13 protein-coding genes, 6 tRNA genes and 3 rRNA genes are annotated in these 20081 nt (G+C 53.8%); 2 read left to right on the forward strand and 20 right to left on the reverse strand.

The window, feature by feature from the left end:
* Window positions 1–133: 133 nt before the first annotated feature.
* The 9 genes from rplA to KB892_RS24380 form a co-directional block, all read right to left on the reverse strand.
* Window positions 134–838: a 50S ribosomal protein L1 gene (rplA, locus tag KB892_RS24340; RefSeq protein WP_002884036.1), complete on the reverse strand. Its 705-nt coding sequence runs from the start codon at window positions 836–838 to the stop codon at window positions 134–136.
* Between the two features lie 3 nt (window positions 839–841).
* Complete coding sequence (gene rplK, locus KB892_RS24345; RefSeq protein ID WP_002884034.1) at window positions 842–1270, reverse strand: 50S ribosomal protein L11; 429 nt, start codon at window positions 1268–1270, stop codon at window positions 842–844.
* Window positions 1271–1426: 156 nt separating this feature from the next.
* Window positions 1427–1972, reverse strand: coding sequence for a transcription termination/antitermination protein NusG (gene nusG / locus KB892_RS24350; RefSeq protein WP_001287521.1), 546 nt, complete (start codon window positions 1970–1972; stop codon window positions 1427–1429).
* A gap of 1 nt (window position 1973) precedes the next feature.
* The gene (gene secE / locus KB892_RS24355; RefSeq protein WP_002883772.1) at window positions 1974–2357 is read right to left on the reverse strand and encodes a preprotein translocase subunit SecE; all 384 of its coding nucleotides are present in this window, start codon (window positions 2355–2357) and stop codon (window positions 1974–1976) included.
* A 336-nt stretch (window positions 2358–2693) separates the two neighbouring features.
* Window positions 2694–3878, reverse strand: coding sequence for an elongation factor Tu (tuf, locus tag KB892_RS24360; RefSeq protein ID WP_211778019.1), 1185 nt, complete (start codon window positions 3876–3878; stop codon window positions 2694–2696).
* A gap of 115 nt (window positions 3879–3993) precedes the next feature.
* Window positions 3994–4069 (reverse strand) — tRNA-Thr (locus KB892_RS24365).
* Window positions 4070–4074: 5 nt separating this feature from the next.
* Window positions 4075–4149 (reverse strand) — tRNA-Gly (locus KB892_RS24370).
* A 115-nt stretch (window positions 4150–4264) separates the two neighbouring features.
* Window positions 4265–4349 (reverse strand) — tRNA-Tyr (locus KB892_RS24375).
* A gap of 10 nt (window positions 4350–4359) precedes the next feature.
* A tRNA-Thr gene (locus KB892_RS24380) sits at window positions 4360–4435 on the reverse strand.
* 428 nt (window positions 4436–4863) lie between these two features.
* On the opposite strand from KB892_RS24380, the gene coaA reads away from it, so the two are divergent.
* Window positions 4864–5814: a type I pantothenate kinase gene (gene coaA / locus KB892_RS24385; RefSeq protein ID WP_002883524.1), complete on the forward strand. Its 951-nt coding sequence runs from the start codon at window positions 4864–4866 to the stop codon at window positions 5812–5814.
* 25 nt (window positions 5815–5839) lie between these two features.
* On the opposite strand, the gene birA is transcribed toward coaA, so the two are convergent.
* The 11 genes from birA to pepQ form a co-directional block, all read right to left on the reverse strand.
* The gene (birA, locus tag KB892_RS24390; protein ID WP_002883521.1) at window positions 5840–6802 is read right to left on the reverse strand and encodes a bifunctional biotin--[acetyl-CoA-carboxylase] ligase/biotin operon repressor BirA; all 963 of its coding nucleotides are present in this window, start codon (window positions 6800–6802) and stop codon (window positions 5840–5842) included.
* Window positions 6799–7827, reverse strand: a complete 1029-nt coding sequence (murB, locus tag KB892_RS24395; RefSeq protein WP_002883510.1) for a UDP-N-acetylmuramate dehydrogenase — start codon at window positions 7825–7827, stop codon at window positions 6799–6801. Before murB ends, birA begins: the two co-directional genes overlap by 4 nt.
* A gap of 417 nt (window positions 7828–8244) precedes the next feature.
* A 5S ribosomal RNA gene (gene rrf, locus KB892_RS24400) occupies window positions 8245–8360 on the reverse strand.
* 96 nt (window positions 8361–8456) lie between these two features.
* A 23S ribosomal RNA gene (locus KB892_RS24405) occupies window positions 8457–11358 on the reverse strand.
* A 169-nt stretch (window positions 11359–11527) separates the two neighbouring features.
* Window positions 11528–11603: transfer RNA gene (locus tag KB892_RS24410), tRNA-Ala, on the reverse strand.
* Between the two features lie 36 nt (window positions 11604–11639).
* A tRNA-Ile gene (locus KB892_RS24415) sits at window positions 11640–11716 on the reverse strand.
* A 69-nt stretch (window positions 11717–11785) separates the two neighbouring features.
* Window positions 11786–13325, reverse strand: a 16S ribosomal RNA gene (locus KB892_RS24420).
* Together the 16S, 23S and 5S rRNA genes with 2 tRNA genes alongside form the textbook arrangement of a ribosomal RNA operon.
* A gap of 387 nt (window positions 13326–13712) precedes the next feature.
* A complete protein-coding gene (hemG, locus tag KB892_RS24425; RefSeq protein ID WP_002883453.1) occupies window positions 13713–14246 on the reverse strand; it encodes a menaquinone-dependent protoporphyrinogen IX dehydrogenase in 534 nt (177 codons plus the stop codon).
* An 11-nt stretch (window positions 14247–14257) separates the two neighbouring features.
* Window positions 14258–15709: a Trk system potassium transporter TrkH gene (gene trkH, locus KB892_RS24430; protein WP_002883450.1), complete on the reverse strand. Its 1452-nt coding sequence runs from the start codon at window positions 15707–15709 to the stop codon at window positions 14258–14260.
* Window positions 15710–15747: 38 nt separating this feature from the next.
* Window positions 15748–16362, reverse strand: a complete 615-nt coding sequence (locus KB892_RS24435; RefSeq protein WP_002883449.1) for an IMPACT family protein — start codon at window positions 16360–16362, stop codon at window positions 15748–15750.
* Window positions 16362–17693, reverse strand: coding sequence for a Xaa-Pro dipeptidase (pepQ, locus tag KB892_RS24440; protein WP_004152060.1), 1332 nt, complete (start codon window positions 17691–17693; stop codon window positions 16362–16364). The genes KB892_RS24435 and pepQ overlap by 1 nt, the downstream gene beginning before the upstream one ends.
* 191 nt (window positions 17694–17884) lie before the next feature.
* On the opposite strand from pepQ, the gene fadB reads away from it, so the two are divergent.
* Window positions 17885–20074 carry a fatty acid oxidation complex subunit alpha FadB gene (gene fadB / locus KB892_RS24445; protein WP_004152059.1) on the forward strand — a complete coding sequence of 730 codons (2190 nt, stop codon included), beginning with the start codon at window positions 17885–17887 and terminating at the stop codon, window positions 20072–20074.
* The last annotated feature ends 7 nt before the right edge of the window (window positions 20075–20081 follow it).

Raw genomic sequence — 20081 nt, forward strand, 5'->3', positions numbered from 1 at the left:
GTAGTTAACTACACTCCCGGTGATTCACTCGATTGCTGCCTTGCTGCAATTCAAATGACTCGCATAGCGTCTGTCTTATTGACAGAATCGTGGGGGTAAGATTGTAGACAAAATCACCGCCCACGTAAAGGCATTAGTTTGCAGAAGCGTTCAGGCCAGCCTGATCTACTGCAACACCTGCACCCATAGTGGTGGAGATGCTAACTTTCTTGATGTACACGCCTTTCGCCTGAGTCGGTTTTGCTTTTTTCAGCGCAACCAGCAGAGCTTCCAGGTTTTCTTTCAGTTTGTCAGCGTCAAAGTCCACTTTACCGATGGTGGTGTGGATGATGCCGTTTTTGTCGTTACGGTAACGAACCTGACCTGCTTTCGCGTTTTTAACCGCTTCAGCAACGTTCGGAGTTACGGTACCTACTTTCGGGTTCGGCATCAGGCCACGCGGACCCAGAACCTGGCCCAGCTGGCCAACAACGCGCATTGCATCCGGGGAAGCAATAACAACGTCAAAGTTCATTTCGCCTTTTTTGATCTGCTCAGCCAGATCTTCCATACCTACCAGCTCAGCGCCTGCAGCTTTAGCAGCTTCAGCGTTTGCGCCCTGGGTAAATACGGCTACGCGAACGGAACGGCCAGTACCGTGCGGCAGTACAGTTGCGCCACGGACGTTCTGGTCAGATTTACGAGCGTCGATGCCGAGGTTAACGGCAACGTCTACGCTTTCGGTAAATTTAGCGGTGGCCAGCTCTTTCAGCAGAGCAATGGCTTCGTTGATGTCGTACTGTTTAGTTGCATCAACTTTCTCACGGATCACGCGCATGCGCTTGGTCAGTTTAGCCATTTCTTAGTCCTCCACTACCAGGCCCATGGAACGTGCAGTACCTTCGATGGAGCGAGTCATCGCTTCAATGTCGGCACCAGTCATGTCGGCAGCTTTGGTCTGCGCGATTTCCTGCAGCTGAGCGCGGGAGATTTTACCCACTTTATCTTTGTTCGGCTTACCGGAACCAGACTTGATGCCTGCAGCTTTCTTCAGCAGAACAGCAGCCGGCGGAGTCTTGGTAACAAAGGTAAAGGAACGGTCAGCGTAAACGGTGATAACAACCGGGATCGGCAGACCTTTCTCCAGGGAATCAGTTTTAGCGTTGAACGCTTTGCAGAATTCCATGATGTTCACGCCCTGCTGACCCAGTGCTGGGCCGACCGGCGGGCTCGGGTTCGCCATACCAGCTGCAACCTGCAGCTTGACGTAGGCTTGGACTTTCTTAGCCATTCTTAAATCCTCAAATTGGGTATTAACGCTTCAGAGAAGCTCCCCGTGATTAAACATCGTTTTACGGGCCGGGCCCATAAAAACAAAAGGCGCGAAATTGTATGCCAATTTCGCGCCCTATGCAACGATTAAATCGCTGCTTTTTTGATCGCCGGCTTACGCCTTCTCAACCTGGCTGAAGTCCAGTTCTACCGGGGTCGCACGACCGAAGATAGAAACGGAAACTTTCAGGCGGGACTTCTCATAGTCCACTTCTTCCACCACGCCGTTAAAGTCAGCGAACGGACCGTCGTTAACGCGAACCATTTCACCCGGTTCAAACAGCGTTTTCGGACGCGGCTTATCGCCAACCTGCTGCAGACGATTCATGATGGCGTCGACTTCTTTGTCGCTGATCGGCGCCGGACGGTCAGAGGTGCCGCCGATGAAGCCCATCACGCGCGGTACGCTGCGCACCAGGTGCCAGCTTGCGTCGTTCATGACCATCTGAACCAGGACATAGCCCGGGAAGAATTTACGTTCGCTTTTGCGACGCTGGCCGCCACGGATCTCAACCACTTCTTCGGTCGGGACCATGACTTCGCCAAATAACTCTTCCATGTTGTGTAATTTGATATGTTCACGCAGCGACGTGGCTACGCGACCTTCAAAACCGGAAAACGCCTGAACGACGTACCAGCGCTTTTTAGGAGCTTCAGACATCTCAGAACCTCAGGCCAGTGATAAAGGAGACCAGGCGAACCAGAATACCATCCAGTCCCCACAGGATCAGTGACATTACTGCAGTCACGGCAGCAACAATCAGCGTAGTATGCAGCGTTTCCTGGCGAGTCGGCCAAATCACTTTACGAACTTCGGTTCTCGCTTCGCGAGCAAAAGCAACGGTCGCCTTACCTTTCGTCGTCAACAGCGCGACGCCACCGGCAGCAGCAATAAGAATAACCACGGCCAGCGCACGCACCGCCAGCATAATGTCACGATAAAGGAAGTTGCCCACGATCGCCACGATCAGCAGCACGGCAACGATAATCCACTTCATCGCTTCCAGGCCGCGCCCGCTCCCTTGAGCTTCGGTATTCGCACTCATAAACCAACCTGTCAGAAGTATTCTACAAACAATTTCACCCCGCGGGGGCGAGGCGATCCAAACCGAAATTAAGTTTCGGATTATACACTTAACTATTCAAATTGCTTCAATGTTGACGGTGGTGTCACCCCTGCCCTGCTGTTGCAAAGAAGGAGTTGATTAGCCGTCGCCCTGAGGCTCGAATGGTTTGGTGTATAAACGCCCTCTTCAGAGCCTGTCTCAGCAATGATTATGACAAATAAAATCACTGATGAGCCAGGTTCTGGTGTGAAAGCGTGCAAAAAGGGCATCAAATGATGCCCTTTTATTGCGCATTGCGTCAAATGTTATCAGCGATTAGCCGAGAACTTTAGCAACCACGCCCGCGCCAACGGTACGACCGCCTTCACGGATTGCGAAACGCAGACCGTCGTCCATCGCGATCGGGTGGATCAGGGTAACAACCATTTTGATGTTGTCGCCCGGCATTACCATCTCTACGCCTTCCGGCAGTTCGATGGTGCCAGTCACGTCAGTAGTACGGAAGTAGAACTGCGGACGGTAGCCTTTGAAGAACGGAGTATGACGGCCGCCTTCGTCTTTGGACAGGATGTACACTTCAGATTCGAACTTGGTGTGCGGGTTGATGGTGCCCGGCTTAGCCAGTACCTGACCACGTTCGATTTCTTCACGTTTGATACCACGCAGCAGAACACCTACGTTCTCACCAGCACGGCCTTCGTCCAGCAGTTTGCGGAACATTTCAACGCCAGTACAGGTGGTTTTCGCGGTTTCTTTGATACCAACGATTTCAACTTCTTCACCTACTTTGATGATACCGCGCTCTACACGACCGGTAACAACGGTACCACGACCAGAGATGGAGAATACGTCTTCGATCGGCAGCAGGAACGGCTTGTCAATCGCACGCTCTGGTTCCGGGATATAGGTATCCAGGTGGCCAGCCAGTTCGATGATTTTCGCTTCCCACTCTGCGTCGCCTTCCAGCGCTTTCAGAGCAGAACCACGAACGATCGGGGTGTCGTCGCCCGGGAAATCGTACTGAGACAGCAGTTCACGAACTTCCATCTCAACCAGTTCCAGCAGCTCTTCGTCATCAACCATGTCGCATTTGTTCAGGAACACGATGATGTACGGAACGCCTACCTGACGACCCAGCAGGATGTGCTCACGAGTCTGCGGCATCGGGCCCTCAGTCGCAGCAACAACCAGGATCGCGCCGTCCATCTGCGCAGCACCGGTGATCATGTTTTTAACATAGTCGGCGTGGCCCGGGCAGTCTACGTGCGCGTAGTGGCGAGTCGGGGTGTCATATTCAACGTGAGAGGTGTTGATGGTGATACCACGAGCTTTTTCTTCCGGCGCGTTATCGATCTGGTCGAATGCGCGAGCGGAACCACCGTAGGTTTTAGCCAGTACGGTAGTGATGGCAGCGGTCAGCGTTGTTTTACCATGGTCAACGTGGCCGATAGTACCGACGTTAACGTGCGGTTTTGTACGTTCAAACTTTTCTTTAGACATCGATTGTCCCTCTAAGACACGGATAAATCGGTGATATCACCACATCAACCAGGCAACATGCCCGACTTGTTGAATGAACATAACAGAAGAGAAACAGGGAAGGAGAGAAAAGAAGTGGTGCTGATACCCAGAGTCGAACTGGGGACCTCACCCTTACCAAGGGTGCGCTCTACCAACTGAGCCATATCAGCACGTCTGGAGCGGGCAGCGGGAATCGAACCCGCATCATCAGCTTGGAAGGCTGAGGTAATAGCCATTATACGATGCCCGCATCCTGAAACTCGGCTACCCAGTTCTTTCTGTAATACTAAAGAGACTGCTCTCTTTAGTATTGAGCTGATTAGTTTACCCAACCAACTCCGGCTCCGCAAAGCGTCGCCAGAAAGTGGTGGTGGGGGAAGGATTCGAACCTTCGAAGTCGATGACGGCAGATTTACAGTCTGCTCCCTTTGGCCGCTCGGGAACCCCACCCAAATTGTTATGGTGCCGACTACCGGAATCGAACTGGTGACCTACTGATTACAAGTCAGTTGCTCTACCTACTGAGCTAAGTCGGCATCAAGTAGCGCGCATTCTAGGGAGAGGAGCGAGTTCATGCAACTAAAAATTTGCATAAAACGTTCTCTTGCTCACATTTTGTGCTCTCACGCGAAAAAACGGTGTAATTTCAAGCAGCGGAGTGCAAATATTCGCCAATAATTCGGCGCTTCAGGCGCTGTCCGATCATCTCCGGTTACCTCTATCGCATGCTGACCGCTGACGGAAAGGATTCAGGCCGCTAGCCTAGCCTGTTAGCAAAGGCCATGCTTTGCAAAGAATAAGAAACTTATTCTTCTCTTGTGATGCTGGCGCGAGAAAGCAGCATTCAATGAGTTTTTTTCTTATTATTCCCGGCAATCTGGTGTTACCCTCCTGCCCATTGTCCTGATTAACTCGTGTGAAGCATCACCGTTTCAAGGTATTCGGTGATAGTAAGAACATGCTTATGAGCCAAAAAGAGCAGACGTTAATGACACCGTACCTACAATTTAACCGCCACCAATGGGCTGCACTTCGTGATTCTGTCCCGATGACGTTAACCGAGGAAGAAATCACGCGGTTAAAAGGCATCAACGAAGATCTCTCTCTGGAAGAGGTTGCCGAGATCTATTTGCCGCTGTCGCGTTTGCTCAACTTCTATATCAGTTCTAACCTGCGTCGCCAGGCTGTTCTCGAACAATTTCTTGGCACCAATGGTCAGCGAATTCCCTATATTATCAGTATCGCTGGCAGCGTTGCGGTAGGAAAAAGCACCACCGCCCGCGTTCTGCAAGCTTTGCTTAGTCGTTGGCCGGAGCATCGCCATGTCGAACTCATTACCACCGACGGTTTTTTGCACCCTAACTCGGTTTTAAAAGAACGTGGGTTAATGAAGAAAAAAGGCTTTCCGCAGTCCTATGATATGCATCGCCTGGTGAAGTTTGTCTCCGATCTCAAATCAGGGGTACCGCAGGCAACCGCGCCAGTTTATTCCCATCTGATTTATGATGTTATTCCCAATGGTGACAAAACCGTCGCGCAACCGGATATTTTAATTCTTGAAGGGCTGAATGTTCTGCAAAGTGGAATGGATTATCCGCACGATCCCCATCATGTATTCGTTTCCGATTTTGTCGACTTTTCTATTTATGTCGATGCCCCGGAAGAATTATTGAAAAGCTGGTATATCAACCGCTTTCTTAAATTCCGGGAAGGGGCGTTTACCGATCCGGATTCCTATTTCCATAATTACGCTAAGCTCTCGAAGGAAGAAGCGGTAGATATTGCCACTTCGCTATGGAATGAAATCAACCTAATGAATCTTAAAGAAAATATCCTTCCAACTCGCGAGCGCGCCAGCCTGATCATGACTAAGAGCGCCAATCACTCAGTGAATCAGGTACGCTTACGTAAATAAAATAAGGGAGCCGAAGCTCCCTTTTTTATTCTGCACTGCGCAATGATATTTCACCACCCACCCAAGCTTTTATTACACCATCCTGCTCCAGCAATAGTGCGCCCTGGGCGTCAATGCCACGCGAAATGCCGTAAATTTCTTTATCACCGATAATCAGTTTCACCGGGCGATGAATAAAGTTATCCAGTTTTTCCCAGCGCGGTAGATAGGGAGCCAATCCTTCCTGCTCGAACAGCTCCAGTCCCAGGCGCAGCTCTTTAATCAGGCGCGCGGCGAGGAGGTTACGGTCGATGACCACCCCCGCTTCCTGAAGGCTGATCCACCCCTGATTGACGACATCAGACTCCACGCGACGCATCACAAGGTTGATACCCGCGCCGCTGACGATTTGTGCGGCATCGCCCGTTTTCCCCGTCAGTTCTACGAGGATCCCTGACAGCTTACGATCCTGCAGGTAAATATCGTTTGGCCATTTCACGCGAACCTGTTCGGCCCCGAGCTGCTGCAGAACTTCAGCGATCACAATACCGATCACCAGGCTTAGGCCAATAGCCGCTGCCGGGCCCTGCTCCAGACGCCAGTACATGGAGAGATAGAGATTCGCGCCAAAGGGCGAAAACCATTTTCTGCCTCGCCGGCCTCGCCCTGCTTGCTGATATTCAGCCACACAGGCATCTCCGGACGTCAGCTCATCAAGCCTGTCCAACAAATACTGGTTAGTAGAGTCGATGACGGGAAGGACTGTCACTCGGCCATGGTCTATCTCTTGAGAAATCTTTTTCTCATCTAATAGATGAATAGGCTCCGGCAGGCTGTAACCCTTGCCCGGCACAGTAAACACATCGACGCCCCAGTCACGTAAGGTCTGGATGTGCTTATTAATCGCCGCCCGGCTCATGCCTAACTGCTCACCAAGCTGTTCGCCAGAGTGAAACTCACCATCAGCAAGGATAGAAATTAGCGTTAAAGGGATAGTATGGTCTTTCACGCAATGCTCTCCTCTGCGTTGACTTCACCATGCGTGCCAATGAAGCGCACCTCGGGCTGAAGCCATACATCGAATTTCGCACCCACCCGCTGGCGAACATAATGAGCAAGTTTCACCACATCCTCGCTGGTCGCTCGATCTTCATTAATCAGTACCAGCGCCTGCTGCCGATGGACGGCAGCGCCGCCGATGCGTTGTCCTTTGAGCTCACATTGATCGATTAGCCAGCCAGCGGCCAGCTTGACGCTGCCATTTGCCTGCGGATAGTGCGGTGCATGAGGGAACTGCGCCAGCAGCGCTTCCGCAACCTGAGCGCTGACGATCGGGTTCTTAAAAAAGCTGCCGGCATTACCGTTAATCTTTGGATCCGGCAATTTAGTCATTCGCATATGACAGACCGCATCAAATACCTGCTGCGGCGTGACGGTCTGCGGATCGAGACGCGTTAAATCACCGTAACTCAGTACAGGCTGCCATGTTTTCGCTAACGATAAGCCAATCGCAACGATGGCATAGCGGTCCTGATATTCATGTTTGAAGATACTGTCGCGATAGCCAAAACGGCATTCCGCGGCTGAAAGACGTTGCTTACGCCCGGTTTCCAGCTCAATGCAGTCAACATATTCGCAAACCCGCTGTAGCTCAACGCCGTAGGCGCCAATATTCTGGATCGGCGAAGATCCTGCGCAGCCAGGGATTAACGCCAGATTTTCCAGACCTGGCATCGCATGCTGTAGCGTGAACTGCACCAGTTGATGCCAGTTTTCGCCGGCGCCGACGTGCAAGCGCCAGGCTTCCGGCGTTTCGCTCACCTCGATCCCCATAATCCGGTTGAGGATCACCGTACCGGCATAGTCGTTCAGAAACAGGACATTACTGCCTTCCCCAAGGATCAGCGTGGGTTCGCCTGCCGCGGCAGCGGTTTGCCAGGCGCTTAGCAACTGTTGCTCAGTTTCGGCGCGTACTATCGTCTTGGCGAAGCGTTCAATGCCAAAGGTATTCCAGGGTTTGAGGGAGTGGTTCATAGTGGCTTCCTGATGCAAAATCGGCGTTAGTTTATCGTATCTGGCGGGGGAAGGCTTGTCTGATTACAGGGGCAATGATATTGCGTGGCGTTACCGGTAGTGATGTGGTGTACCGGTGCGGGCGACAGAACGCGACAGGCCCGTAGCCCCGGTAGGCGCAGCGCCACCGGGGAGACATACCGGCACGCTGGCCGGACGACAGAAACGCAAAAAGCCCATCCGACAGGATGGGCTCTTCACTTGTTTGATGCCTGGCAGTTTATGGCGGGCGTCCTGCCCGCCACCCTCCGGGCCGTTGCTGCGCAACGTTCAAATCCGCTCCCGGCTGATTTGTCCTACTCTGGAGAGCGCTCACCGACAAACAACAGATAAAACAAAAAGCCCGGTCTTTCGACCGGGCTTTCTGCTTTATTTGATGCCTGGCAGTTCCCTACTCTCACATGGGGAGACCCCACACTACCATCGGCGCTACGGCGTTTCACTTCTGAGTTCGGCATGGGGTCAGGTGGGACCACCGCGCTAGTGCCGCCAGGCAAATTCTGTTTTATCAATACGTCTCACCGACGTATCGATTAATCTGTATCAGAGCTGAAAATTCTCTCAAATCGCCAAAACATCTTCGGCGTTGTAAGGTTAAGCCTCACGGTTCATTAGTACCGGTTAGCTCAACGCATCGCTGCGCTTACACACCCGGCCTATCAACGTCGTCGTCTTCAACGTTCCTTCAGGAGACTTAAAGTCTCAGGGAGAACTCATCTCGGGGCAAGTTTCGTGCTTAGATGCTTTCAGCACTTATCTCTTCCGCATTTAGCTACCGGGCAGTGCCATTGGCATGACAACCCGAACACCAGTGATGCGTCCACTCCGGTCCTCTCGTACTAGGAGCAGCCCCCCTCAATTCTCCAGCGCCCACGGCAGATAGGGACCGAACTGTCTCACGACGTTCTAAACCCAGCTCGCGTACCACTTTAAATGGCGAACAGCCATACCCTTGGGACCTACTTCAGCCCCAGGATGTGATGAGCCGACATCGAGGTGCCAAACACCGCCGTCGATATGAACTCTTGGGCGGTATCAGCCTGTTATCCCCGGAGTACCTTTTATCCGTTGAGCGATGGCCCTTCCATTCAGAACCACCGGATCACTATGACCTGCTTTCGCACCTGCTCGCGCCGTCACGCTCGCAGTCAAGCTAGCTTATGCCATTGCACTAACCTCCTGATGTCCGACCAGGATTAGCTAACCTTCGTGCTCCTCCGTTACGCTTTGGGAGGAGACCGCCCCAGTCAAACTACCCACCAGACACTGTCCGCAACCCCGGTCAGGGGCCAACGTTAGAACATCAAACATTAAAGGGTGGTATTTCAAGGTTGGCTCCACGCAGACTGGCGTCCACGCTTCAAAGCCTCCCACCTATCCTACACATCAAGGCTCAATGTTCAGTGTCAAGCTATAGTAAAGGTTCACGGGGTCTTTCCGTCTTGCCGCGGGTACACTGCATCTTCACAGCGAGTTCAATTTCACTGAGTCTCGGGTGGAGACAGCCTGGCCATCATTACGCCATTCGTGCAGGTCGGAACTTACCCGACAAGGAATTTCGCTACCTTAGGACCGTTATAGTTACGGCCGCCGTTTACCGGGGCTTCGATCAAGAGCTTCTCCTTACGGATAACCCCATCAATTAACCTTCCGGCACCGGGCAGGCGTCACACCGTATACGTCCACTTTCGTGTTTGCACAGTGCTGTGTTTTTAATAAACAGTTGCAGCCAGCTGGTATCTTCGACTGGTCTCAGCTCCATCCGCAGGGACTTCACCTACACACCAGCGTGCCTTCTCCCGAAGTTACGGCACCATTTTGCCTAGTTCCTTCACCCGAGTTCTCTCAAGCGCCTTGGTATTCTCTACCTGACCACCTGTGTCGGTTTGGGGTACGATTTGATGTTACCTGATGCTTAGAGGCTTTTCCTGGAAGCAGGGCATTTGTTACTTCAGCACCGTAGTGCCTCGTCATCACACCTCAGCCTTGGTTATCCGGATTTGCCTGGATAACCAGCCTACATGCTTAAACCGGGACAACCGTCGCCCGGCTAACATAGCCTTCTCCGTCCCCCCTTCGCAGTAACACCAAGTACAGGAATATTAACCTGTTTCCCATCGACTACGCCTTTCGGCCTCGCCTTAGGGGTCGACTCACCCTGCCCCGATTAACGTTGGACAGGAACCCTTGGTCTTCCGGCGAGCGGGCTTTTCACCCGCTTTATCGTTACTTATGTCAGCATTCGCACTTCTGATACCTCCAGCATGCCTCACAGCACACCTTCGCAGGCTTACAGAACGCTCCCCTACCCAACAACACATAGTGTCGCTGCCGCAGCTTCGGTGCATGGTTTAGCCCCGTTACATCTTCCGCGCAGGCCGACTCGACCAGTGAGCTATTACGCTTTCTTTAAATGATGGCTGCTTCTAAGCCAACATCCTGGCTGTCTGTGCCTTCCCACATCGTTTCCCACTTAACCATGACTTTGGGACCTTAGCTGGCGGTCTGGGTTGTTTCCCTCTTCACGACGGACGTTAGCACCCGCCGTGTGTCTCCCGTGATAACATTCTTCGGTATTCGTAGTTTGCATCGGGTTGGTAAGTCGGGATGACCCCCTAGCCGAAACAGTGCTCTACCCCCGAAGATGAGTTCACGAGGCGCTACCTAAATAGCTTTCGGGGAGAACCAGCTATCTCCCGGTTTGATTGGCCTTTCACCCCCAGCCACAAGTCATCCGCTAATTTTTCAACATTAGTCGGTTCGGTCCTCCAGTTAGTGTTACCCAACCTTCAACCTGCCCATGGCTAGATCACCGGGTTTCGGGTCTATACCCTGCAACTTAACGCCCAGTTAAGACTCGGTTTCCCTGCGGCTCCCCTATACGGTTAACCTTGCTACAGAATATAAGTCGCTGACCCATTATACAAAAGGTACGCAGTCACACCCGAAGGTGCTCCCACTGCTTGTACGTACACGGTTTCAGGTTCTTTTTCACTCCCCTCGCCGGGGTTCTTTTCGCCTTTCCCTCACGGTACTGGTTCACTATCGGTCAGTCAGGAGTATTTAGCCTTGGAGGATGGTCCCCCCATATTCAGACAGGATACCACGTGTCCCGCCCTACTCTTCGAGTTCACAGCCTGTGCATTTTGGTGTACGGGACTATCACCCTGTACCGTCGGACTTTCCAGACCGTTCCACTAACACACAAGCTGATTCAGACTCTGGGCTGCTCCCCGTTCGCTCGCCGCTACTGGGGGAATCTCGGTTGATTTCTTTTCCTCGGGGTACTTAGATGTTTCAGTTCCCCCGGTTCGCCTCGTTAACCTATGTATTCAGTTAACGATAGTGTGACGAATCACACTGGGTTTCCCCATTCGGACATCGCCGGTTATAACGGTTCATATCACCTTACCGACGCTTTTCGCAGATTAGCACGTCCTTCATCGCCTCTGACTGCCAGGGCATCCACCGTGTACGCTTAGTCGCTTAACCTCACAACCCGAAGATGTTTCACTTCTGATTGCGAAAATTTGAGAGACTCGAACACACATTAACTGTGTGTCGTTTCAATTTTCAGCTTGATCCAGATTTTTAAAGAGCAAAACTTCGCAGTGCACCTTTTCAGGTTCACTCTGAAGTTTTCTTGTGTTCGCAGTAAAGATGGTGGAGCTATGCGGGATCGAACCGCAGACCTCCTGCGTGCAAAGCAGGCGCTCTCCCAGCTGAGCTATAGCCCCATCGTTTGCAACCTCTTCAAATTTGCTTCGCAAATTTGGTAGGCCTGAGTGGACTTGAACCACCGACCTCACCCTTATCAGGGGTGCGCTCTAACCACCTGAGCTACAAGCCTGTAGAGGTTTTTACTGCTGTTTTTCATCAGACAATCTGTGTGAGCACTGCAAAGGCAGGTTCTTTAAGGTAAGGAGGTGATCCAACCGCAGGTTCCCCTACGGTTACCTTGTTACGACTTCACCCCAGTCATGAATCACAAAGTGGTAAGCGCCCTCCCGAAGGTTAAGCTACCTACTTCTTTTGCAACCCACTCCCATGGTGTGACGGGCGGTGTGTACAAGGCCCGGGAACGTATTCACCGTAGCATTCTGATCTACGATTACTAGCGATTCCGACTTCATGGAGTCGAGTTGCAGACTCCAATCCGGACTACGACATACTTTATGAGGTCCGCTTGCTCTCGCGAGGTCGCTTCTCTTTGTATATGCCATTGTAGCACGTGTGTAGCCCTGGTCGTAAGGGCCATGATGACTTGACGTCATCCCCACCTTCCTCCAGTTTATCACTGGCAGTCTCCTTTGAGTTCCCGGCCGGACCGCTGGCAACAAAGGATAAGGGTTGCGCTCGTTGCGGGACTTAACCCAACATTTCACAACACGAGCTGACGACAGCCATGCAGCACCTGTCTCACAGTTCCCGAAGGCACCAATCCATCTCTGGAAAGTTCTGTGGATGTCAAGACCAGGTAAGGTTCTTCGCGTTGCATCGAATTAAACCACATGCTCCACCGCTTGTGCGGGCCCCCGTCAATTCATTTGAGTTTTAACCTTGCGGCCGTACTCCCCAGGCGGTCGATTTAACGCGTTAGCTCCGGAAGCCACGCCTCAAGGGCACAACCTCCAAATCGACATCGTTTACGGCGTGGACTACCAGGGTATCTAATCCTGTTTGCTCCCCACGCTTTCGCACCTGAGCGTCAGTCTTTGTCCAGGGGGCCGCCTTCGCCACCGGTATTCCTCCAGATCTCTACGCATTTCACCGCTACACCTGGAATTCTACCCCCCTCTACAAGACTCTAGCCTGCCAGTTTCGAATGCAGTTCCCAGGTTGAGCCCGGGGATTTCACATCCGACTTGACAGACCGCCTGCGTGCGCTTTACGCCCAGTAATTCCGATTAACGCTTGCACCCTCCGTATTACCGCGGCTGCTGGCACGGAGTTAGCCGGTGCTTCTTCTGCGGGTAACGTCAATCGACAAGGTTATTAACCTTATCGCCTTCCTCCCCGCTGAAAGTGCTTTACAACCCGAAGGCCTTCTTCACACACGCGGCATGGCTGCATCAGGCTTGCGCCCATTGTGCAATATTCCCCACTGCTGCCTCCCGTAGGAGTCTGGACCGTGTCTCAGTTCCAGTGTGGCTGGTCATCCTCTCAGACCAGCTAGGGATCGTCGCCTAGGTGAGCCGTTACCCCACCTACTAGCTAATCCCATCTGGGCACATCTGATGGCATGAGGCCCGAAGGTCCCCCACTTTGGTCTTGCGACGTTATGCGGTATTAGCTACCGTTTCCAGTAGTTATCCCCCTCCATCAGGCAGTTTCCCAGACATTACTCACCCGTCCGCCGCTCGTCACCCGAGAGCAAGCTCTCTGTGCTACCGCTCGACTTGCATGTGTTAGGCCTGCCGCCAGCGTTCAATCTGAGCCATGATCAAACTCTTCAATTTAAGTTTGATGCTCAAAGAATTAAACTTCGTAATGAATTACGTGTTCACTCTTGAGACTTGGTATTCATTTTTCGTCCGAGGACGTTAAGAATCCATGTCACTTTGAGTGCCCACACAGATTGTCTGATAAATTGTTAAAGAGCAGTGCCGCTTCGTTTTCGCTGCGGCTCGGGGTGTGCATATTACGCTTTCCCGCTGCAGAGTCAAGCATTTATTTTTGCTTTTCTCTGCGAGGTTCTCACCGGAACCCCGCTGACCCGGCGGCTTGCTTGCCGTTGTTCCGTGTCAGTGGAGGCGCATTATAGGGAGTAATTCTGAGGTGACAAGGGGAAATGCAAAAAAACTTTTCGTTCGCTCGATTTTCCATCACAACGCGAGTTTTACGCGCTATTTGCGCGCCATTTGTGCGATTTCCCGAGCAAACCGGGATACCTGTTGCCAGTCGGTATAGACCACTTCTTTGCGGGTATCCGTTTCACCCCCGGTCATTTTCATAATCAGGCGGATCATAAACCGATCGTACCAGCTGTAGCGCGGGTAGCGCAGCGCGCCGGCAAATACCGCGCAGCTCTGCGGCTGCCACGGCGAGTTCAGCAGAAACTTACGCGTATAGCTGTTGGTCTGCGGCGTGCGCTTCTCGGGTTTACGCGCCACCAGGTTAACCGAAAAGAATGCCCCCGGCAGCGCCTGCAATGCTGCCAGATGCTTTTTCACAAAGCGGTCCACCGCCGGATGAAAGTGCCCATAGCGAATCGACGCGCCAATGACCACCCGATCGTAGTGATGCCATTCGACGACATCGGTACGGTTCAGGTTCAGGGTGTCCGCATCGATGCCCAGCTCTTTAAGCTCAGAGGCGAGAAACGAAGCGATTTCACGGGTCTGCCCGTCGCGGGTGGAGAAGAGAATTAAAGTTTTCACGAGCACTCCTGTTATTCGCGCCAGAAAGTGGGGGTAAAGAGCACCAGTAAGGTGAACACTTCCAGACGACCAAACAGCATATTAGCAATCAGGATCCATTTCGCGACCGGGTTCATGGTGGCAAAGTTATCCGCGACGACGCCGAGCCCAGGCCCGAGGTTGTTCAATGTCGCCACCACGGAGGCGAAAGCAGAGAAGTCATCCACCCCGGTGGCGATAATCGCCAGCATACTAATGATAAAGACCAGCGCATAGGCGGAGAAGAATCCCCATACCGCTTCCAGAATACGTTCCGGCAGCGCGCGGTTACCTAATTTAATGCTATACACCGCATTCGGGTGCACCAAACGCTTCAGCTCACGGTTGCCCTGCTTGAACAGCAACAGGATACGGATCACTTTTAATCCACCGCCCGTGGAGCCAGCGCAGCCGCCGATAAATGCGGAGCACAGCAACAGCACCGGAAGGAACAGCGGCCAGCGTGCAATGCTATCGGTGGTGAACCCCGCGGTGGTCGCCATCGACACCACCTGGAAAAACGCCTGGTTCAGCGTCGTCAACACCGAGCCGTACACGTTATGAAGCCATAGCACCAGCGTACAGACGATGACCAGCGTCAACTGGACGCCAATGAACATCCTAAATTCGGGGTCGCGCCAGTACACCTTCAGGCTGCGTCCGCTCAACAACGAAAAATGCAGACCGTAGTTACAGCCGGAGATCAGCAGGAAGATGGCAATGATGGAGTTGATCATCGGGCTGTTGAAATAGCCGACGCTGGCATCGTGAGTCGAGAAACCGCCGATGGCGATGGTGGCGAAACTGTGCCCGATCGCATCGAACGCCGGCATACCGGCAAACCAGAGCGCCAATGCGCAGGCGATCGTGAGTAACACATAGATGAGCCACAATGTCTTCGCCGTCTCGGCAATACGCGGACGCATCTTGTTATCCTTCAGCGGGCCGGGCATTTCCGCGCGGTAGAGCTGCATCCCCCCGACGCCGAGGATAGGCAGAATCGCTACCGCCAGCACAATGATCCCCATGCCGCCGAACCACTGCAGCATCTGGCGATAAAAGAGGATAGCGTGCGGAAGCGAGTCCAGCCCCACCAGAGTGGTCGCCCCGGTCGTCGTCAGGCCGGAAAATGACTCGAAGAAGGCATCCGTCACCGTCAGGTTCGGCTGTTCGGAGAAGATAAAGGGCAAGGCCCCCACGCTCCCCAGCACGGTCCAGAACAGCACCACGATCAGAAACCCTTCACGAGATTTCAGTTCGCCTTTTTGCTTACGGTTCGGCCACCACAGCATGGAGCCGATCGCCAGAGCGACAAAGAAGGTTTGAGTGAAGGCCCGTCCCGCGCCATCGCGATATATCAGGGCCACTAATCCCGGGACGATCATCGTCCCCGAAAACAAGATGACCAGCAGTCCAACGATTCGGGTTATGGCGCGAAAATGCATCTCTGGCGCTTCCTTTGATAGGCAAAAAACAGAGGGGATTATTCGTTAATCTTCAGTAATTGCAATGAACCACGACTAAAATCAGCCAGTCTTGCTGAAAAAGCCGCCACTTCGGCCTGGGGAAGCGCCACGCGCAGCCGAACTGACGCCAGATATTCGCTTTCAACGACGTTTCCGGAGAATTGGGCGAGCAGCGCTTCGACGCCGGCCAGTTGCCCATACTCACACTGCAAAGTATATGCCGTTAACGGCGTCTTGCGCAGCGTCGTCAGCTGCGCCAGCGCCTGATGCACCCCGCCGCCATAGGCCTTAACCAGACCACCGGTGCCCAGCAGGATACCACCGTAGTAACGCACGACGACAGCGGTTATCTCGCCGACGCCGCTTCCCATCAGCTGTGCCAGCATCGGTTTACCCGCCGTTCCCGCCGGTTCGCCATCGTCTGAAAACCCCAGCTGTTGCGAATCATCAGGCGGCCCCGCGACCCACGCCACGCAGTGGTGGCGGGCATCAGGGTGATCCGCTCTGACGGACTCGACAAAAGCTTTTGCCGCCGCCACGCCGTCGGTATGCGCCAACAGCGTGATAAAACGGCTTTTTTTAATCTCCTCAACGACGGTAACCGGCGCCGCCGGGATTAACCAGCTCTCCATCAGGCCAGCTTCAGATCGCGCGTCATATTTTCGATACTGTTTTCGTGAATCACCACGTTATCTTCGATACGGATCCCACCGAACGGCTTCATGGCGTCAATTTTTTGCCAGTTAAAGTGCTTGCTGAACGGGCCTTCACGCCACGGCGCCAGTAACGACTCGATGAAGTAGATGCCGGGTTCAATAGTTAACACCATCCGCGGCTCGATAATACGGGTGCAGCGCAGATACGGGTATTTCGACGGCGCCGCCAGATGCGTACCGGTGTCATCCTGCATAAAGCCAGCGACATCATGCACCTGCAGACCCAGCGGATGGCCAATCCCGTGCGGCATAAACGGCCCGGTCAGGTCATTCTCCACCATCGCCTCTTCGCTCATGTCGGTAACCAACTGGTGTTTACGCAACAGCTTCGCGATACGCTGATGGAACTGGATATGGTAATCAATGTAACTGGTACCGGCCTTCATGGTACTAATCAGCGCCTGCTGCTCATCGTTAACGTCTTTGATCAGATGGGCAAAGTCGTTATCGCCGTGCGCCGCCCAGGTGCGCGTCAGATCTGCGGCATAGCCGTTATATTCCGCACCGGCGTCGAGCAGGAAACTGCGCATCTCCGCCGGGGCACGATGGTCCAGTTTGGTGTAGTGCAGGACGGAGGCATGCTCATTCAGCGCGACAATATTGCTGTAAGGCACGTCGGTATCACGATGGCCGGTGGCGGTGAGATAGGCCTGGTTGATATCGAATTCGCTCATCCCCGACTGGAAAGCTTCGTAGGCCGCACGATGACCATTCACCGCCGACTTCTGCGCTTCACGCATGCAGGCCAGCTCGTAATCGGTTTTGTAAGCCCGGTAGTAATGCAGGTAGTCGATAACCCCTTTCGGGTTGATCTTATCCGCGGCGATACCCAGGCCCAGCGCGCGCTCAGGCACCGGGCCGATATAGCCAATATTACCGCGAGCGGCAGGCAGCTGGCTGCCGATGCCATCGGCCTTCGGTAGCGCGATCACGTCTATCTCTTCGGTCCAGAAAGAGGTCGGCAACGGCTCAACGTTATGCCAGTAATCTACCGGCAGATAGAACCACAGCTTCGGTTTATTCACACCGTCCACCAGCAGCCAGCAGTTAGGCACCTGAGTCACAGGCACCCAGGCTTTGAACTGCGGATTGACCTTGAACGGGTACGGATGGTCATCAAGGAAGACGTTAACCAGCTCGCCGGAGTGAATCAGCAGAGCATCCATTTGAAAACGGGCCAGGACGTCGCGGGTACGTTCTTGTAGGGTAACAATATGATTTTTATAGAGCGCGGCCAGGGATTCCATCTTTTATCCTTTACTTTTATGGGATCGTGATACACCGCATCTTAGCACATCGACCTGCGTGCGGGTGATTTCCGCCGGATGTGATCCGACCAGCAATTATTTAAAGAGTAATTTGCAATTCTTTAACATAAATTCCACACTCCGTCTCATCTGGTATGACCAGATCATATTGCTGGATTCAGGAGACTGACATGCTCTACAAAGGCGACACCCTGTACCTCGACTGGCTGGAAGATGGCATCGCCGAACTGGTGTTCGATGCCCCAGGTTCGGTCAACAAGCTTGATACCGCAACCGTAGCCAGCCTCGGTCATGCGCTGGACGTACTGGAAAAACAAAGCGATCTCAAAGGTCTGCTGCTGCGCTCTGAAAAAGCGGCATTTATCGTCGGCGCGGATATCACCGAATTCCTCTCGCTGTTCCTGGTCCCTGAGGAGCAGTTAAGCCAGTGGCTGCATTTTGCTAACAGCGTCTTCAATCGTCTGGAAGATCTCCCCGTCCCCACTATCTCTGCCGTCAATGGCTATGCGCTGGGCGGCGGTTGCGAATGCGTGCTGGCGACCGATTACCGCCTGGCGACGCCGGACCTGCGCATTGGGCTGCCGGAAACCAAGCTCGGCATTATGCCGGGCTTCGGCGGTTCCGTGCGTCTGCCGCGCCTGCTCGGCGCCGATAGCGCGCTGGAAATTATTGCCGCCGGGAAAGACGTCGGCGCCGATCAAGCACTGAAAATCGGCCTGGTGGATGGCGTGGTCGCTGCGGAAAAACTACGCGACGGCGCGCTGGCGATCCTACGTCAGGCCATGAATGGCGACCTGGACTGGAAAGCGAAACGTCAGCCGAAGCTGGAGCCGCTGAAGCTCAGCAAAATTGAAGCCGCCATGAGCTTCACGATTGCCAAAGGCATGGTCGCGCAAACCGCCGGGAAGCATTACCCGGCGCCGATCACCGCGGTCAAAACCATTGAAGCCGCCGCGCGTCTTGGTCGTGAAGAAGCCCTGGTGCTGGAAAATAAAAGCTTTGTCCCGCTGGCCCATACCAATGAGGCCCGCGCGCTGGTTGGTATCTTCCTGAACGACCAGTACGTCAAAGCGAAAGCGAAAAAGCTGACCAAAGATGTCGAGACGCCGAAGCATGCTGCCGTCCTGGGCGCTGGCATTATGGGCGGCGGTATCGCTTACCAGTCGGCCTGGAAGGGCGTGCCGGTGGTGATGAAAGACATCAGCGACAAATCGCTGACCCTTGGCATGACCGAAGCGGCGAAGCTGCTGAATAAACAGCTGGAACGCGGCAAAATCGACGGTCTGAAGCTGGCCGGAGTGATAAGCACCATTCAGCCAACCCTGGAATACAGCGGTTTTGATCGCGTCGACGTGGTTGTTGAAGCGGTGGTCGAAAACCCGAAAGTGAAGAAAGCCGTACTAGCGGAAACCGAGTCAAAAGTGCGCCCGGATACCGTGCTGGCGTCCAACACCTCAACGATCCCCATCAGCGAGCTGGCCAGCGTTCTGCAGCGCCCGGAAAACTTCTGCGGTATGCACTTCTTTAACCCGGTGCATCGCATGCCGCTGGTTGAAGTGATCCGCGGCGAAAAAACCTCGGATAATACCATTGCCAAAGTGGTGGCCTGGGCCAGCAAAATGGGCAAAACGCCGATCGTGGTGAATGATTGTCCCGGCTTCTTCGTCAACCGGGTACTGTTCCCCTACTTCGCCGGCTTCAGCCAGCTGCTGCGCGACGGAGCGGACTTCCGCAAAGTCGACAAAGTGATGGAGAAACAGTTTGGCTGGCCGATGGGCCCGGCTTATCTACTGGACGTGGTCGGCATCGATACCGCGCACCATGCTCAGGCGGTCATGGCGGCGGGCTTCCCGCAGCGGATGCAGAAAGATTATCGCGACGCCATCGACGCCCTGTTTGACGCCAACCGTTTCGGCCAGAAGAACGGCCTCGGCTTCTGGCGCTATAAAGACGACAGCAAAGGTAAGCCGAAGAAAGAAGAAGATGCTGCCGTCGACAGCCTGCTGGCCGACGTCAGCCAGTCGAAGCGCGATTTCAGCGATGAAGAGATTATCGCCCGCATGATGATCCCGATGGTTAACGAAGTCGTCCGCTGCCTGGAAGAAGGCATTATCGCCAGCCCGGCGGAAGCGGATATGGCGCTGGTATACGGCCTGGGCTTCCCTCCGTTCCACGGCGGCGCATTCCGCTGGCTGGACACCATCGGCAGCGCGAAGTATCTCGATATAGCGCAGCAATACCAGCACCTTGGCCCGCTGTATGAAGTGCCAGCCGGTCTGCGTGACAAAGCGCGCCATAACGAAGCGTATTATCCCCAGGTAGAGCCAGCCCGTCCGGTTGGCGCTCTGAAAACGGCTTAAGGAGTCA

This window comes from Klebsiella sp. P1927, from assembly GCF_018204675.1.
Classification (GTDB): domain Bacteria; phylum Pseudomonadota; class Gammaproteobacteria; order Enterobacterales; family Enterobacteriaceae; genus Klebsiella; species Klebsiella pneumoniae.

What these genes read in the sequence shown, in the direction of transcription:
- rplA (WP_002884036.1), bottom strand. Translation starts at nt 838, where the DNA reads ATGGCTAAACTGACCAAGCGCATGCGCGTGATCCGTGAGAAAGTTGAT.
- rplK (WP_002884034.1), bottom strand. Translation starts at nt 1,270, where the DNA reads ATGGCTAAGAAAGTCCAAGCCTACGTCAAGCTGCAGGTTGCAGCTGGT.
- nusG (WP_001287521.1), bottom strand. Translation starts at nt 1,972, where the DNA reads ATGTCTGAAGCTCCTAAAAAGCGCTGGTACGTCGTTCAGGCGTTTTCC.
- secE (WP_002883772.1), bottom strand. Translation starts at nt 2,357, where the DNA reads ATGAGTGCGAATACCGAAGCTCAAGGGAGCGGGCGCGGCCTGGAAGCG.
- tuf (WP_211778019.1), bottom strand. Translation starts at nt 3,878, where the DNA reads ATGTCTAAAGAAAAGTTTGAACGTACAAAACCGCACGTTAACGTCGGT.
- coaA (WP_002883524.1), top strand. Translation starts at nt 4,864, where the DNA reads ATGAGCCAAAAAGAGCAGACGTTAATGACACCGTACCTACAATTTAAC.
- murB (WP_002883510.1), bottom strand. Translation starts at nt 7,827, where the DNA reads ATGAACCACTCCCTCAAACCCTGGAATACCTTTGGCATTGAACGCTTC.
- trkH (WP_002883450.1), bottom strand. Translation starts at nt 15,709, where the DNA reads ATGCATTTTCGCGCCATAACCCGAATCGTTGGACTGCTGGTCATCTTG.
- KB892_RS24435 (WP_002883449.1), bottom strand. Translation starts at nt 16,362, where the DNA reads ATGGAGAGCTGGTTAATCCCGGCGGCGCCGGTTACCGTCGTTGAGGAG.
- pepQ (WP_004152060.1), bottom strand. Translation starts at nt 17,693, where the DNA reads ATGGAATCCCTGGCCGCGCTCTATAAAAATCATATTGTTACCCTACAA.
- fadB (WP_004152059.1), top strand. Translation starts at nt 17,885, where the DNA reads ATGCTCTACAAAGGCGACACCCTGTACCTCGACTGGCTGGAAGATGGC.